This is a genomic window from Pseudanabaena sp. PCC 9330 (genome assembly GCF_055795045.1).
In genome coordinates, this window is record NZ_JAYFES010000115.1 from 712,938 (window position 1) to 727,401 (window position 14,464).

Below are 14,464 nucleotides of genomic sequence, written 5' to 3' on the forward strand. Positions count from 1 at the left end.
AGGAACCTCGGTCTAGCCTGGCCCGAACCTTAAACCAAACCCAAGGCCAGCAGTAGAGCTCTGACTGGGATATGACAAGGCGAACGAGGCCACAAACCGCATGATCTACAATAGCCGACTACAAGGGGCAAGCGGCGATGGAAAACTCCATAACTATGATTGACGCCCTTGCGGTGAGGTGGCGGTGGCAGGGGCGATCGCACCACGAACGCAACCCAAAAATGCGCCTGACACAATACCATGCCCAGCATCAGGCCATCCGGGCCTCCGACCTAGAGTTAGCTAGAGAAGATGCCGACAGCCCTCCCTCTAGCAGCTCCAGCAGCTCTCGTTCAAAGGCCACCTGGGCTCGGTTGGTGCGGCCACCCACATACACCTTGCCGTCCTCCGCCAGCGCCCACACTTGGGAATGCGACACATAGCTCATAATTACCCCCAGCATCAGCAGACCAAACCCGCCGTACACGAGCGGGATACCAGGGTCAGCCTTGATCTGAAGCCCGGTGCTGCCCACCACATCCACCAGCGACAGCCGCACGCCATTCACCTCCGTAGCCATGCCCCGGCGCACCGTCGAGACTAGCTGCCCAGCATTGTCGTAAATCAGCACCGAGCCTTGCAGGTCGCTGGCCAGCAGCGTCACGCCTTCGCTCAGATCGGGCTTCGTTGGTACCCAGGTGCCCCAAAACCGGGGTCCGTCGTTGTCTAGCAGCTGCATGGGCAGTTGTAGCACCGGGCTGTTATTGAGCTTTACCTGCACCGCTGCAATGCCCCAGTCAGCCTGATAGAGAGTCACGCCCTTGTGGCGCAGGGGTTCGTTGACGAAAATGGTTTTGCGGTCGATCTCGTCGCCGCCAAGGTCAAGCACTGACAGGTCAGAGTAAAACTGATCAATGTTGCCCTCAGGGGTGTAGTCAATCCAAAAACGGTTGACTCGCACCGACCAGTCTTTAGGAATCTGCGCCTCGGCCCAAGGCCCGGCATCAAAAATATTGCGGATTTGAAAAGTCTCGCCGCTGGGTACGATCTCCTGGGCAAAGAAGCCGGTCATGGCTCCCAAGATCGCCCCCAGCAAAATCAAAATCATGCTGGCATGGACAACGATAGGGCCAATGCGACCCACAATGCCCTTGCGCCCATAGAGCTGGTTGCCCTCTTGAAAGACGAGATAGCGCTTTTGGGTCAAAGCTTCCGCCAGGGTCGCCAAATCGGCATCGGCCAGCTCGGCACTCAGCGCTAGCTTCTGAAACTGGCGCGGCTGGCTGTAGTACTTCCACTTTTGCGCGGCCCCCAGGGCAGGAAACTGGCGGGTAAAGGTGCAGGCCACCAGGCTGGCCCCAAACACAATCAGCAGAGCCAAAAACCACCAGGTGCGGTAAACATGATCCAGACCGCTGGTGAGAATTACCTTCCAGCTGAGAAAGCCAAACAGGGCCGGATCTGCCGGGTAGTGGGTCTGGTAAAACTCCAGAGTTTCGCCCTGCTCGATCACGGTGCCGCTGATGCTAAAGACGGCGATCGCCAGCAGTAGGGCGATCGCCAGCCGCAGATCCGCCAGCAGCGGCAGCAAATCTTGTTGAAAGTAGTTGCGCACCCCGTCCCAGGGGCGAGAGCGCGAGGCCTCAGACGGAGCCATAAAATTCTTCAGACCATCTAAACACAGCTAAGCAAGGGATTTGATCCCTGTATGGGCGCAATGCGGTGCGCCCTAATGCCGTCACACCAGGGTGGCTGGCAGCAGCCGCGACAGCAGCGAAAACACCCCAAACCCCAACAGCAGCGCTCCGCTGGCGGGGGTCACCCAGCTCGACCACTGCCGCAGATCCAGCAGCCGCTTGAGGCTAGCGGTAAACGTGCCCGCCAGCACCAGGGGCGTCACATAGCCCACCGCATAAGCTAGCAGCAGAGCGCTTCCCAGGACAGGATCCTGCGTTGTCGAAATCCACGCCAGCAGAGTCGCCAGTACCGGAGTGCTGCACGGCGACGCCACAATGCCAAAGGTCAGCCCCAGAGCGTAGGCTCTGAGCCAGGGGGGCAAGTTCAAATTGTCAAAGGTGGGGCCAGCACCAGCGGGCAGTGCCAGCGGTACGATGCCCAACAGGTTTAACCCCATGGCGATCGCCACTAGACTGACCACGATCGGTAGCCCCCAGGCCACCTGACCATAGACCAGGCCAAACAGACCAGCAATCAGGCCCAGCAGCGCCAAGGTGGTCGCCAGACCCAGGGCAAAGGAGAGCGATCGCACCACTGCCCCGCCTTTACTCCCCTCCTCGTAGGCTCCCATATAGCCCACCATAATCGGCAGCATCGACAACAGGCAGGGCGACAGGCTGGTCAGCAACCCCGCCAGGGCCACCACCGTCAGGCTGACCCAAGACACCTGGGCTAGCTGAGCATTGACCAGCTGGTTAGCCCACTGGGCGATTTCGTACAGATAGAGCTGAAGGCTTTCAAACATTGCCGCCCGGTGAAACGCAAAAGCACTCACCATTGTAACAATCCTTTAACCGGCTCTCAGGTTTAGCTGGGGCCAGTCTGGTTGAGACATTTCTCCATGAACGTTCAAACGTTCACAGGGTGTCGTGATGATTCAACCAATGTCCTGGGACTTATATGCAGCTGATAGAGAACTACGCCACGGGCGAGCGGCCACCGTTCAGACCGCGCAGAGGCGATCGCCGCAGGGGCACAGGTGCATCCAAATTAATTTCCCGAGCGGCTCGCACGAGCAACGCTGCTGTAGCTAAACTGGCCACCATAGAGCTTCCTCCGTAGCTCAGCAGCGGAAAGGGTAGCCCTGTCGTCGGCAACAGCCCCGTGGCTACCCCCATATTTAACAGCGACTGGCCCACTAGCAACACCATGGCCCCCACGGCCACTAGCCGATGCAAGGGCTGTTTGAGCCGTAGGGCGACCACCATGGCGATCGAGGCATAGATGCCTAAAAACAGCAGCAGCAGCACACAGCCGACAAGGCCAAACTCTTCGGCAAACACCGCAAAAATGAAATCGGTGTACTGAATGGGTAGCGAATACAGCTTTTGCTGTGACATCCCAAACCCCTGACCCCAAAAACCACCCGAGCCAATGGCCAAGAGGCTCTGCACTAGCTGATAGCCCTGGTCTCCAGGGTCGGCCCAAGGGTTAAGAAAAGAAATAATGCGCTGGCGCTGGTAAGTCTTCAGGCTGATGCTCACCGCCGCCACCAGCAGCCCACTCCCCGCCGTTAGCAGCAGGTATAGGTAAGGCAACCCCGAAGCCAGCGCAATCAACCATAGGGTAAGACCACAGACAGCAGCAGTACTCAGATTCGGCTGCATTAAAATCAGCCCCAAAATAGCGGCAAAGATACCCAACCAGGTGATCCGCGTTTGCCAGGTGAGCTGGTGCCACCGCCCAAACAACCGTGCCCCCTGGAGCACCAGACAAGGCTTCAACAACTCTGACGGCTGAATCATAAATGGCCCCAGGGGCAGCCAGCGAGTGGCTCCATTGACCGTCACCCCGAGGGATGGCACGAGCGTCAACGCTACCAGTCCCACCAAAATCAACAGCACAATTCCCGATCCCTGGAGCAGTCGATCTAAGGAGGTGTGAACCATGCGATTAAACACCAGTAGACCGATGGCCACCCACAGTAGTTGCACCATGACGTAGTGCAGTCCAAAACCGCGTTCGGCCACGGCCACAGCGTAGGAGGCCGAAAACAGCACCATCAGTCCGCCCCCTAACCAAACCAGGGTGAGCCAACGCAGCCAGCGGGCCTCCGCCGACCAAAGATTTACCGTTGAGTCCATCCATGGTACTAATCGAGCGATGTTCACCCTGCTACTCCGCGTGCCCAAGGGCTGAGTGTTTCAAGGGCCAAGTATAGCGGAGGGGGTTGAAGTAAGCCAAGATTCTCGGGACGAGTTGTGGGCTGATCAGTGCTCTTGAACACTCTACAACTCCTCTCAGAGGGCGTTTGAAAAGAGATATCCTCTGGTGTAGCCTTAGGGCTACTTCAAATACTCGCAGTATGAATTACCTTGATCCTGCGCAAGCAGAATCAAGGCGGGTTCTCTCCGGCTTTTCAAATATCCTCTCAAAAAGCTGATCTTTTCGTCCAAACCCTCGAACTACCCAGGGTCTATCCTCCGCGTCCTTATGCACAGATGCGTAAATTGACTAACTGGTGACACTGCAACCAAAAAACACTGCTCTCAATGCAGCGAGATTTTTGCACAGTGCAGACCTTGTTGATCGGAGTACTGTCCTCCCTTGCCGTCCCCTTCTGCCGATGCCAAATATGACTTTTCGCCAATTTCTTAGCCGCTACGTGATTTACTTTGCCCCAATTATGTACCTAGGCTATCTGGTGGCTGAGTCTTATCAAATGGACTTCCGAGCTTTCTATGTGGCAGCTAAATCTGTGCTGCATCACCTCGATCCTTACCTGAACCCGGTTTCTGAGTTCCCAGAACTCTTTGCTGCTGGAAACGCCGATGCCAACCCAGCCTCTGGATTTCGCTATCCGCCGCTGGCGGCACTGCTGTTTACGCCCCTTGGCTTATTGGCCTATGAGCCCTCACGGATCTTGTTTAGCCTACTGAACTTTGGGCTGTTTGTTTTGACTTGCTTTTACCTCGCCCGACTGAATGGTATGCGGATAGAAGGAACGGCCATTCTATTTGCCATGAGTAGCTTTCCCATCTTGGCCCATTTTGAGCGGGGACAAATTGATCTGTTGTTGCTATGGCTGGTGGTTGGAGCCTTTGTTGTCTACAAGCCAAAACAAGCCAACTGGGGCACGGCCTGGTTCCTAGCGATCGCCTCATCTATCAAAGTCTTTCCCCTGTTTGTCCTGGCCTACTTTGTCGAGCAACGAGATCTTAAACTCATCCTTAAAACTCTGGCGATTACGGTTGTCTTGTCCCTGGCTCCGTTGCTCTACTTTGGTTCTGGGGTCTATGTAAGTTTCTTGAAGCGATCGCTGCCGGGGGTGTTTGGGGCTATTTCTAGCCCAACCCCGATCAATGTCCATGGTCAGGGTGTGCTGAATTTTTTTATTGTCCAAGCCTTGCAGGGGAACGGCAAAATCTTCGGCCATGACTTTGTCAACGGGCGGATGAACCCCCTGTTTTCCGCTAATGCGGTGGCTGCTCTCATATTTGGCGCGATCGCCCTAACAGTGCTTCTGCTGGCCAGTCGTCAACTATCGAGCCAGTACAAGTTTTTTGCTGTTCTGACTACGGTTCCGCTCTTTAATGCCCAAGCTTGGATCATGGGAGTCAGCTGGTACATCCCGCTGTTTGTTTATCTTTATGAGCGCACCACAACCCTGGGGAAATTCTTTATTCTTCTGCCGTTGTTTGTACCGCCGCTGATCAATACCAATGGTTATCTGGCCTATGCCATAGCCCTGATAATGACTTGGGCCATTCGGTCTCCTCAGCATGCCCACAAACTCCTAACCCATTCCTTAACCGAAGATCTGCGGCCTCGGCTAAATTTAGCTGAAAATGACACGTAGTATTTTCTTGCAGTTCCTGATTGAAGAAATCGGCTTTCTTATGCCCCAAAAACGACAGCAGGGCTAGCCCACTGGCCGACCCTGCACATATCGCAGCATTGAGAATGCAGTAAAAATTTTATCGGATTCTTTCCTGGGATAAGCTCCTTAAAGCAGACCAGTGTTGGCCCCTTGGCGTCCGGTAGCCAGTTCAACCTTAACGATTTTGCCACCCATCTTTTGAATCCGCTGCTGCTCTTTGAACCAGTTGTCGTAGGGCACCAGTTTGGTAAAAAAGGTATTTTGCAGTTCCCGCTGGGTGCGAATTCTGGTTTGGCTAGGAACACAAGCGGTAATCTTAAACATGCGCATGGCCGAAAACTCTCCTACTACCTCATTGGACAGATGTAAACCAAATCCAAGTCCAGAAATGGAGTTTTGCTGATGGCAAAACCACAGATTCCGAGCTGGACCTAGTACAAACACTTAAAAGCCAGAGTCGAAAGCCAATGCTTAGACAGCAGGAAGACAATACAGCACAACCTAGTGTCTTCAACACTCGCCCCTGACTCTGGCTTGGGTCAGCTCTGGCTAACGGCCAAAGCGCGATGGATGAGCCTGAATTAGCTCAAGCCAGAGGAGATGTAGTCGAAGTAAACGCCCATTTCTTTGCCAGCGTCAGCGCCCACCAGGCTGCTGGTCACTTCTTTCATGGCTTGAATGGCGTTGACGGTAGCGCCGATGGGTACACCCAGGGAGTTGTAGGTTTCCTTGAGGCCGTTCAGCACCCGCTCATCCAGGATGGAGGGATCCCCAGCCAGCATGGCGTAGGTGGCGTAGCGCAGGTAGTAGTCAAGGTCGCGAATGCAGGCAGCATAGCGACGAGTGGTGTACATGTTGCCACCGGGGCGGGTGATGTCGGAGTAAAGCAGCGACTTAGCCACAGCTTCCTTCACGATTTCAGCAGCGTTGGCGCTAATGGTGCTAGCGGCACGAACGCGCAGTTCACCAGTTTGAAAATAAGCCTTAAGCTTATCTAGAGCTGAACTATCCAGGTACTTGCCCTGCACGTCAGAAGAATTAATTACAGAAGTAATTGCGTCTTGCATGATTTTTCCCTAAAAGACCTTAGTTGAGTTGACAACGCAATGAAGACGGTGGCTTAGAGCAGCCCACCGACAACATAGTCGAAGTAAGCAGAAGCCTCGGCGGCATCTTCACCGGACAGCAGACCGGCCGCAACAGCCTTGAGGGCGCGTACGCCTTCAGCTACACCAGCTAGGGGAGTGCCCAGAGAGTTGTACATCTCTTTTACGCCCACCAGGCCAATTTCTTCAATGGGGGTCACGTCACCAGCCACTACGCCATAGGTCACAAGGCGCAGGTAGTAGTCCAGATCGCGCAGGCAGGTAGCGGTCATTTCTTCGCCGTAGGCATTGCCACCGGGAGAGACAACGTCGGGACGCTTCTGAAACAGCTGGTTGCCAGCTTCCTTGACGATGCGCTCACGGGATTCGGTCAGCACCTGAGCGATGCGTAGACGACGCTCACCAGAGGTGACAAAGCCTTTGATACGGTCTAGCTCACCGGGGCTGAGATAGCGAGCCTCAGCATCGGCATTCACGATGGATTTCGTGACAATACTCATTGATGGATTCCTCCGAAAAATATAACCAGATGATTTGAAACTGGCATTTAAGGGTTCGGGACCAGAGCTAACTCTATGAAGAACCTCAGACCTGGCAGCCTTCCCGATTAATTGTCCGGTATTGCGTCAACCTTCTTCAAAGCTGCGAAATATTTTGTAATAGTTTTCCTCAGTTTTGCTGAAGCCTGATGGCAACGCCATTCCAGGAGCCGGGCTAAGACAGCTTAGACCAGGCAAAACCACCAATCTGACTCAATTTAGGGTTGAGATTTAATATTTCGTTACTGAGCTGATGGAGCACAGCAGACGGACAAAGCCCTGCCATCGCCACGATCGCTCCCTGAAGCAGCAGCACTCCCTGAAGATGAGCCATCACAGCCCATCCTCAGGGAGAAGTAGCTAACCTAGGCGCGACGGTAGGGGACGCCCTGTTCACCAAAGTAGCGCAGGTACTCTGTGGAGTCGAGCATGGCCGTAGCTACTGCCATGGCACCATGCTCGGCGGCAGTGGCACCATACTCATCGGCATCCACAGTTCGCCCCAGCAGTTGGCGACCCATGATCGCCACCACCTTGGCGACTGGGTAGGCCGCCACAAACCTGGCCTGGTAGGCCGGAGACTGCACCAACTGGCGAATAAACTCGCGTAGGGTGATGCGATCGCCCATTACTGCTGCTTCCGCCTCAGTCAGCCGCCACTCGGTAGGAATGTCGCCCTCGGGCAGCACCATTACTTGACGGTAAACGGCTTCGAGCACCTCGTTAATGCGATCGGCACTGGCACCAGCCTGGTGCCGATAGAACCGCGTCACCAACGGAGCCACTACGGTCTCAGTCTCTACAGCAGATCGGCCCACCGTAGCTGCCAGTTGAGCCGAGGCCGCTGCCGCCGAGGCCACCGCATCTGCCATCAGCGGCATGTCGGCCACATCCACCTTGCCATTGGCGCTGACAAAGCTAGGCACAATCAAATCGCGGTTTTGCTTTGTCAAACGGTTATACAACTTCTCAGTGTTGGGGAAGTTCGCAGCCGGTAAGGTCGGATAGCGACGGTAGGGCACCGTATCTTCCCCAAAGTTGTCGGCGTACTCAGGGGTGTTGAGCATCGCCTGAATGAACCCGCGAATCCCTGCGCTGGCCAACACCTGGTTGTACTTTCGAATTTCCGCCTGATCGAGGGGTGCCCGACCGAGGAAGTGCTTGGTGCCAAACTCAATCACCTGGGTGTTGGGGTAGGGCGCGTAAAACTCTTTGATGTAGAGCGTTGAGGTGCCGAGCCCTTCGATAAATTCCTTGACGCTGATTTCGCCATTGCCCAACTTGCTCTCCAGGGCGGTGAACTCGTTCTTGACAATGTAGGGCGCAATATCGCGCTCAAAGATTTGCCGATAGGCGGCAGCCGTCACCTGTTTGAGGTTGGGCTTGTCGGCCAGAGAGGTGAGTTTAAACACCTTAGTCTGCTGGCGCTGACGGTTGACACCCTGGTTAAGACGACGCTGCACATCAAGAATTGCCCGATCTTCGGTAACCGCGCCCAACTCCACAAAGCGGGGCACCGTGGTGTCAGCCACAGGCACCATACCTTTCTCGGCCAGAGAGCCTGCCCGCATACTGCGCAGGGCCAATCCCTTCGGCGTTAGATAGCGCTCATAGGGTACGGTATCTTCGCCAAAGGCCTCGGCGTATTCCTGGCTGTCGATAATGGCGTCAACCAGAGCATAAAAGCCCTTTTTAGCAGAGATGTCGAAGTAGGCGTTGGTCTCTTTACGACCGTAGGTGGGGCGACCCAGCAGGCGACGATGAATGTATTCCACCGCCTTCATCACGTACAGCGAGGTCCAGTAGGTCTTTCTGAAAGCCTCAGACTTGGCGATCGCCCGAATAAATTCCTTCACCGTAATCTCGCCGTTCTCCAGCTTGATCTCAGCGACGTTAGAGCGCTGGCCCGAATACACTTCGCGGCCAAATACTTGGCGGTAGGCAGCACTGATCACCGTCTGAGTCGAGCTTTCGGAGTAGCGCACGCTCGCCTTGGTGTTACCCGTGCGGGGAATTTGATCCAGCTTGAACACCTTGGCTCCGAGAGAACCAGGATTTTCGGGCCGGGCGGCGGGGTTGCTGAGCTGATTGTTGATGCCGGGGCCGCGGTGAATCAGAATGCGGCGAGTGTCTTTGTTGAAGAAGGCCGGAGTGGCGCTGATATTGCGAGTCTCTTTGGGGAAGATGGCCCCAAACTGGATTTCCAGAGGGTCATTGCCCGAGCCGTAGGGGTGCTGGTCGGGCAGGGGCTGCTCGTAGGAGGCAAACAGCGTAATAAACTGCGGCTTCTTCCGGAAGGGTGCACTGTAGTTAAACAGCTCAAACTGCGGCCCCCAGTTACGACATTCCTGAGCTTCTTGCCCCAGACCGCGCAGGTAGGGCACAGTCTCTTCACCGAAGTAATCGCCATACTCCTTAGAGTCGACCAGAGCGTCAACCAGGGCAGGTAGGCCGCCGCTCGAGACAATTGAGAAATAATTGCGCACTTCTTCACGGGAGCTAGGCGCACGCCCCAGAATATGCCGAAAAGCCAGCTCTAGCGCGCGGCTGTTGATGTAGGGGTCAAAGAAGTTTTTGCGGTACAGAGGTGACTTGGCCAGACGCCGCACAAACTCCTTCATGGAGATTTCGCCGTTTTTGACCTTTGACTCCAGATCAGAAACTGAGAGGGAGTAGGCGCGGGTAATGTCACGCTCAAAGACCTGCCGGTAGGCGGCCTTCACCACATCATTCTTCTCGCTGGCCGATAGGCCCGGCTTCATGGCGTACTTGGGTCGCCGCTCCGCCGCGTTGAAATAGATTTGCGGTAGTTCCAGACCTTGCAGGTCGCTGGAGGGGCGCTGGCGCACTTTATTAGAAGGTGTTGGTGCCTTGAACTCGGTCAGCAACACGTCAAAGTACTGCGCCACAATGCCTTGGGCATCAGAGTCGCCATTGAAATAGCGCAGCGACGCCGCCCGCATGGTCTGAATTGCCACAATGGTGGCCGCCGAAGAGCAGGCCGTCTCAATAATCTCGCGCAGGCCGCGCACGTTGACCGAGATGATGTTGGGGTCGCCTGCTACGATCGCATAGGTTACGTAGCGCAGAAACCAACTCATGTCGCGCAGCGACTTGGTCATGTTGCCGGGGCCATAGCGTGACACGCTAATAGGCCGAAACCCAGGAGGCACTGGCCCCGACGGAGTCGAGGTAAACAGGTTTTGAAACAGCCCACCGCCGCTCTCAATAAACGTTGAAGTCCCCAGTCGAGACGCTTCTGTTTCATCCAGAACTGTACCGGCTCGGGTCTTCTCTAGGGGTAATTCAGTTTCTACTCTCTCTAGATAAGCCAGGGGAGAGCCACCGGTAAAGATACGGTTGGCCGCCTGGGAGACAATCAACTCAGAATAGCGGGTCAGCAACTCAGCAATCTGCACTCGCTTCAGACCGGAGTTAAAAAAGCCCGACAGCTCTTCTAGCTCCCCTCGGCCCATGTAGCGATCTTGCTGCTCGGCCTGGGAAATTGTGGCCACTGGCAGAGTTTGGTAGAGCTGGGGCCGCGCTGGTGCACTTCCACCACTTGCTTTAACACTCATGCGTTTTCAAAGGCTCCCTATGCGGACAATGACGGCATCAAAAAAAGAATCTATCAAGACGGTAAGCAGGTGCAGACCAAAGCGCCGACCAAGAAAAAGCATCCAAAATGCTTTCTCAATGGGTAGCGCCAAACCCTCAACCCACCTCAAGGTAAAGCGTTGTTAACCTCACCTGGTACACACCCGAGCCGGACGCCGAATGCGGTATCAATGAAGGGCGGACTGTTCGCTGACTTGGAATCAGATTAAACCGTTTCAGGACAGCAACACAGATTATTAAAAAGTGTGTAACATCCCACCTGACAAATGCCTGTGGTCATCATAGAGGATGGTCACTACACCCCTGAGAAGGCGGATAAGTTTTGTAACGTTTCGTGATAAAGCCGAGGCCGCTAACGGCCCAAAGTCTCCTCTGCTGTGGAATTTGATTCGTCGACTACTGTAACGCTGGCTCTGTTGGAGCTGTTTGAGTGAACGTCTGCGCTGCTTTTGGTCATGGCATCAGAGGGTCGGCAGACTAAGTTCTTTAACTAATTTCTCTGTAAACCTATGGACGACTCGACTAAAAACCAGGCGGTCAGTGATGCGGTGGCCAGCCTCTACAACACCTACCCATTTCCCCCAGAGCCGTTTCTAGATGAAGCGCCACCGGGCTATAACTGGCGGTGGTACTGGCCTACGGTGCACAGCTTTTGTACTGGGGCGACACCTGCCAGTCATCAGGTGCGGGTGCTAGATGCGGGCTGTGGCACAGGGGTGAGTACAGAATATATCGCTCATCTCAACCCCGAGGCCGAGGTGTTGGGCATCGATCTCAGCGAGGGAGCGATCGCCACTGCCACCCAGCGCTGCCAGTCCTCCGGAGCAACCAACGTCACCTTTCGCCAGCTCAGCATCTATGACGTCGATCAGCTTGAGGGCGAGTTTGACTGGATTAACTGCGTCGGTGTCATCCATCACATGCCTGACCCCTTGCGAGGACTCCAGGCTTTGGCCACCAAACTGGCCCCCGGCGGGTTCATGCATCTGTTTGTCTATGCCGCTATTGGTCGCTGGGAGATTTCGCTCATGCAGCGGGCGATCGCCCTCGTTCAGGGCAGCCAGCGGGGCGACTACCGCGACGGCGTGCAGGTGGGGCGACAGATCTTCGCTAGCCTGCCTGAGGGCAATCGGCTGAAGCAGCGAGAGCAAACCCGTTGGGCCATGGAAAACCACCGCGACGAATGCTTCGCCGATATGTATGTTCATCCCCAGGAGGTGGACTATAGATTGGATAGCCTGTTTGAGCTGATAGACGCTTCAGGGCTTGAGTTCCTGGGCTTCTCCAATCCCGAGGTGTGGCAGATCGATCGCCTGTTGGCAAACAATCCTGATCTACTGGCTCGGGCTCAGCAGCTGTCTGTCACTGATCAGCAGCGTCTGGTAGAACTGCTCGATCCTGAGATCACCCACTTCGAATGGTTTCTGGCCCGCCCCCCTTACCCCAAGATGGGCTGGGAGAATGACGCCGATCTGCTCGCCGCCATTCCCACCCGCAACCCCTGCATGGAGGGTTGGCCCAGCCAGAGTATTTTTGACCACAACTATCAGATCATCTCTCTGACAGCGTCGGAGTTTGAGTTTTTGCAGGCCTGCGATGGTGCTCAAAAAGACCAGCCAGCGACAGTGGCCGACCTGCTCACCCAATGGCCCGGAAGCCTTGAGGATGTGCGAGACCTGCAGCGGCGATCGCTGATCCTGTTGCAGCCGTCACAGTGATTTCAACAAGGCTCAGTCGAAAATGCCAGATTTCCTTTTGAGGAGCGTCTATTAAGTATTATTGCCGTGATATGATCTTCTACGGCCTGTTACGACAGGTAAAACCCTTTAACGGCTAAGGATTAGGCGCTTTCGTGGCTCCATTGCCCTCCGAACACACCGACCCGGTTGCTACCGTTGAGTCAGAGGCAGACCCCGGCCAAATCGATGGTCAAGTTCTGCCTCCAGCCTCAGTAACGGCCATGGAAGAGTATTATCAGCTCCAGCAAAACTTGCTGCTGACTACTCTTGCCTTCACTGGTGTGATTTTTTTGAGCGTCTGGCTGGTCTACTCCTTGCCAATCGCTCTGAATTATTTAATAGGAGCGTGCGGCGGTGTGGTTTACTTGAGGATGTTGGCAAAAAGCGTGGCCAACATTGGGCGCGGAAGCACTAGATTAGGCAGTGGTCGGCTAGCCCTTGTGGTTGGTTTAGTACTGGTAGCTAGTCAGTGGCAACAGCTTCAGATCGTGCCTGTGTTTCTTGGGTTTTTGACCTACAAGGGGGCGTTAATTGCTTACACCCTCTGGACTGCAGTGCTGCCAAAATCACCATCTGAGTCGTCTCAGGTGTCTGGGTCTTCCTAGATCGGTGGTTCCACAGCATAGCATGCTTTTTCCTGGCGGGTCTTGAGGAAAAGTCGATTTAAGAGATGGCGCTCACTATGTTAACGATTCATCCCTTAGTTCTGGCAAAGCTAGAAGTTGGCGAGCATCTGTATTGGCAGATCGGTGGCCTAAAGCTCCACGGTCAGGTATTTCTGACCTCCTGGTTTGTCATTGGTGCTCTGTTGCTGGTGTCGTTTTTGGCCACTCGCAACATTCAGCGCATACCCTCTGGTCTTCAGAACTTTATGGAATATGCCCTGGAGTTCATCCGCGACCTAGCCAAAAATCAGATTGGTGAAAAGGAGTATCGACCTTGGGTTCCCTTTGTTGGCACCCTATTTCTATTCATCTTTGTCTCCAATTGGTCTGGGGCCTTGATTCCGTGGAAGCTAATTCATCTGCCTTCAGGTGAGTTGGCCGCTCCCACAAACGACATCAACACCACCGTGGCGCTAGCGTTGTTGACCTCCCTAGCCTACTTTTATGCCGGGTTTAGCAAGCGTGGCTTAGGTTACTTCGCCAAGTACATCGAACCCACCCCAATCTTGCTGCCCATCAACATTCTCGAAGATTTCACCAAGCCTCTCTCCCTTAGTTTCCGTCTGTTTGGAAACATCCTGGCCGATGAGCTAGTGGTCGCTGTTCTGGTTTTGCTGGTACCTCTCTTCGTGCCTCTGCCAGTAATGGTTCTAGGTTTGTTTACCAGTGCGATTCAGGCGCTGATCTTTGCAACCCTAGCAGCGGCCTACATCGGCGAGGCGATTGAGGGGCATGGTGGTGAAGAGCATGGATGACCTTCAGTAGTTCCCTTTTGGGGGTCATTCAGTTTGCATTGGCTGGTGGGGCAGGTGCTGCCAGCCGACGTGGTTCTAGGGCCACATCCACAAGAGACGCCGATTGCGCGTTGTCTACGACCTGATTAATGAGTTGTTAAATTGTCCAAATCGAGGTAAAGACATGGATCCTATTATCGCTGCTGCTTCCGTAATTGCTGCTGCTCTAGCCGTTGGTCTGGCAGCTATCGGCCCTGGTATTGGTCAAGGTAATGCAGCAGGTCAAGCGGTAGAAGGGATTGCCCGCCAGCCCGAGGCTGAAGGCAAAATTCGCGGCACCCTACTGCTGAGCTTGGCTTTCATGGAAGCCCTGACTATCTATGGTCTGGTGGTGGCCCTAGTGCTGCTGTTTGCCAACCCCTTCGCGTAGACTCAATTCGCTGGGCTGGGATAGGGTGTCACACTCATCCCGGCCTGTCGAGATTGTCTCTTGTCACTTTGTAGTGTTGGCCCTGGGCCGATTTGAA

At 54.8% G+C, this 14,464-nt stretch carries 12 protein-coding genes; 5 read left to right on the plus strand and 7 right to left on the minus strand.

The window, feature by feature from the left end:
• Window positions 1-250: 250 nt before the first annotated feature.
• The 3 genes from AC0QKW_RS20435 to AC0QKW_RS20445 form a co-directional block, all read right to left on the minus strand.
• A complete protein-coding gene (locus tag AC0QKW_RS20435; protein WP_473152932.1) occupies window positions 251-1,636 on the minus strand; it encodes a cytochrome c biogenesis protein in 1,386 nt (461 codons plus the stop codon).
• An 81-nt stretch (window positions 1,637-1,717) separates the two neighbouring features.
• On the minus strand, window positions 1,718-2,461 hold the full coding sequence (locus AC0QKW_RS20440) for a cytochrome c biogenesis protein CcdA (RefSeq protein ID WP_473153015.1): 744 nt from the start codon (window positions 2,459-2,461) through the stop codon (window positions 1,718-1,720).
• A gap of 172 nt (window positions 2,462-2,633) precedes the next feature.
• A complete protein-coding gene (locus tag AC0QKW_RS20445; protein WP_473152933.1) occupies window positions 2,634-3,827 on the minus strand; it encodes an FtsW/RodA/SpoVE family cell cycle protein in 1,194 nt (397 codons plus the stop codon).
• Between the two features lie 464 nt (window positions 3,828-4,291).
• Here AC0QKW_RS20445 and AC0QKW_RS20450 point away from each other — a divergent pair, with 464 nt between their 5' ends.
• Window positions 4,292-5,515, plus strand: coding sequence for a glycosyltransferase family 87 protein (locus tag AC0QKW_RS20450; RefSeq protein ID WP_473152934.1), 1,224 nt, complete (start codon window positions 4,292-4,294; stop codon window positions 5,513-5,515).
• A 147-nt stretch (window positions 5,516-5,662) separates the two neighbouring features.
• Here AC0QKW_RS20450 and AC0QKW_RS20455 read toward each other — a convergent pair whose 3' ends face one another.
• The 4 genes from AC0QKW_RS20455 to AC0QKW_RS20470 all read right to left on the minus strand — a co-directional run bounded on the left by AC0QKW_RS20455 (window position 5,663) and on the right by AC0QKW_RS20470 (window position 10,759).
• The gene (locus AC0QKW_RS20455) at window positions 5,663-5,866 is read right to left on the minus strand and encodes a phycobilisome linker polypeptide (protein WP_017299912.1); all 204 of its coding nucleotides are present in this window, start codon (window positions 5,864-5,866) and stop codon (window positions 5,663-5,665) included.
• A gap of 251 nt (window positions 5,867-6,117) precedes the next feature.
• Window positions 6,118-6,603, minus strand: coding sequence for an allophycocyanin subunit beta (gene apcB / locus AC0QKW_RS20460; protein WP_275331390.1), 486 nt, complete (start codon window positions 6,601-6,603; stop codon window positions 6,118-6,120).
• Window positions 6,604-6,656: 53 nt separating this feature from the next.
• Complete coding sequence (gene apcA, locus AC0QKW_RS20465) at window positions 6,657-7,142, minus strand: allophycocyanin subunit alpha (protein WP_473152935.1); 486 nt, start codon at window positions 7,140-7,142, stop codon at window positions 6,657-6,659.
• A 404-nt stretch (window positions 7,143-7,546) separates the two neighbouring features.
• Window positions 7,547-10,759 carry a phycobilisome rod-core linker polypeptide gene (locus AC0QKW_RS20470; protein WP_473152936.1) on the minus strand — a complete coding sequence of 1,071 codons (3,213 nt, stop codon included), beginning with the start codon at window positions 10,757-10,759 and terminating at the stop codon, window positions 7,547-7,549.
• 549 nt (window positions 10,760-11,308) lie between these two features.
• Between AC0QKW_RS20470 and AC0QKW_RS20475 the strand changes: the two genes are divergently transcribed.
• The 4 genes from AC0QKW_RS20475 (at window position 11,309) to atpE (ending at window position 14,367) form a co-directional block, all read left to right on the plus strand.
• Window positions 11,309-12,517 carry a class I SAM-dependent methyltransferase gene (locus AC0QKW_RS20475; RefSeq protein WP_473152937.1) on the plus strand — a complete coding sequence of 403 codons (1,209 nt, stop codon included), beginning with the start codon at window positions 11,309-11,311 and terminating at the stop codon, window positions 12,515-12,517.
• Window positions 12,518-12,759: 242 nt separating this feature from the next.
• Window positions 12,760-13,143 carry an ATP synthase subunit I gene (locus AC0QKW_RS20480; protein ID WP_473152938.1) on the plus strand — a complete coding sequence of 128 codons (384 nt, stop codon included), beginning with the start codon at window positions 12,760-12,762 and terminating at the stop codon, window positions 13,141-13,143.
• A 65-nt stretch (window positions 13,144-13,208) separates the two neighbouring features.
• Entirely contained in the window at window positions 13,209-13,958 is a 750-nt protein-coding gene (atpB, locus tag AC0QKW_RS20485; RefSeq protein ID WP_473152939.1) for a F0F1 ATP synthase subunit A, read from the plus strand.
• 163 nt (window positions 13,959-14,121) lie between these two features.
• Window positions 14,122-14,367, plus strand: coding sequence for an ATP synthase F0 subunit C (gene atpE / locus AC0QKW_RS20490; RefSeq protein WP_073606645.1), 246 nt, complete (start codon window positions 14,122-14,124; stop codon window positions 14,365-14,367).
• The last annotated feature ends 97 nt before the right edge of the window (window positions 14,368-14,464 follow it).

Coding starts and splice junctions, on each gene's coding strand:
- AC0QKW_RS20435 (WP_473152932.1), bottom strand. CDS start 1,636: ATGGCTCCGTCTGAGGCCTCGCGCTCTCGCCCCTGGGACGGGGTGCGC.
- AC0QKW_RS20440 (WP_473153015.1), bottom strand. CDS start 2,461: ATGTTTGAAAGCCTTCAGCTCTATCTGTACGAAATCGCCCAGTGGGCT.
- AC0QKW_RS20450 (WP_473152934.1), top strand. CDS start 4,292: ATGACTTTTCGCCAATTTCTTAGCCGCTACGTGATTTACTTTGCCCCA.
- AC0QKW_RS20455 (WP_017299912.1), bottom strand. CDS start 5,866: ATGCGCATGTTTAAGATTACCGCTTGTGTTCCTAGCCAAACCAGAATT.
- apcB (WP_275331390.1), bottom strand. CDS start 6,603: ATGCAAGACGCAATTACTTCTGTAATTAATTCTTCTGACGTGCAGGGC.
- apcA (WP_473152935.1), bottom strand. CDS start 7,142: ATGAGTATTGTCACGAAATCCATCGTGAATGCCGATGCTGAGGCTCGC.
- AC0QKW_RS20470 (WP_473152936.1), bottom strand. CDS start 10,759: ATGAGTGTTAAAGCAAGTGGTGGAAGTGCACCAGCGCGGCCCCAGCTC.
- AC0QKW_RS20475 (WP_473152937.1), top strand. CDS start 11,309: ATGGACGACTCGACTAAAAACCAGGCGGTCAGTGATGCGGTGGCCAGC.
- AC0QKW_RS20480 (WP_473152938.1), top strand. CDS start 12,760: ATGGAAGAGTATTATCAGCTCCAGCAAAACTTGCTGCTGACTACTCTT.
- atpB (WP_473152939.1), top strand. CDS start 13,209: ATGGCGCTCACTATGTTAACGATTCATCCCTTAGTTCTGGCAAAGCTA.
- atpE (WP_073606645.1), top strand. CDS start 14,122: ATGGATCCTATTATCGCTGCTGCTTCCGTAATTGCTGCTGCTCTAGCC.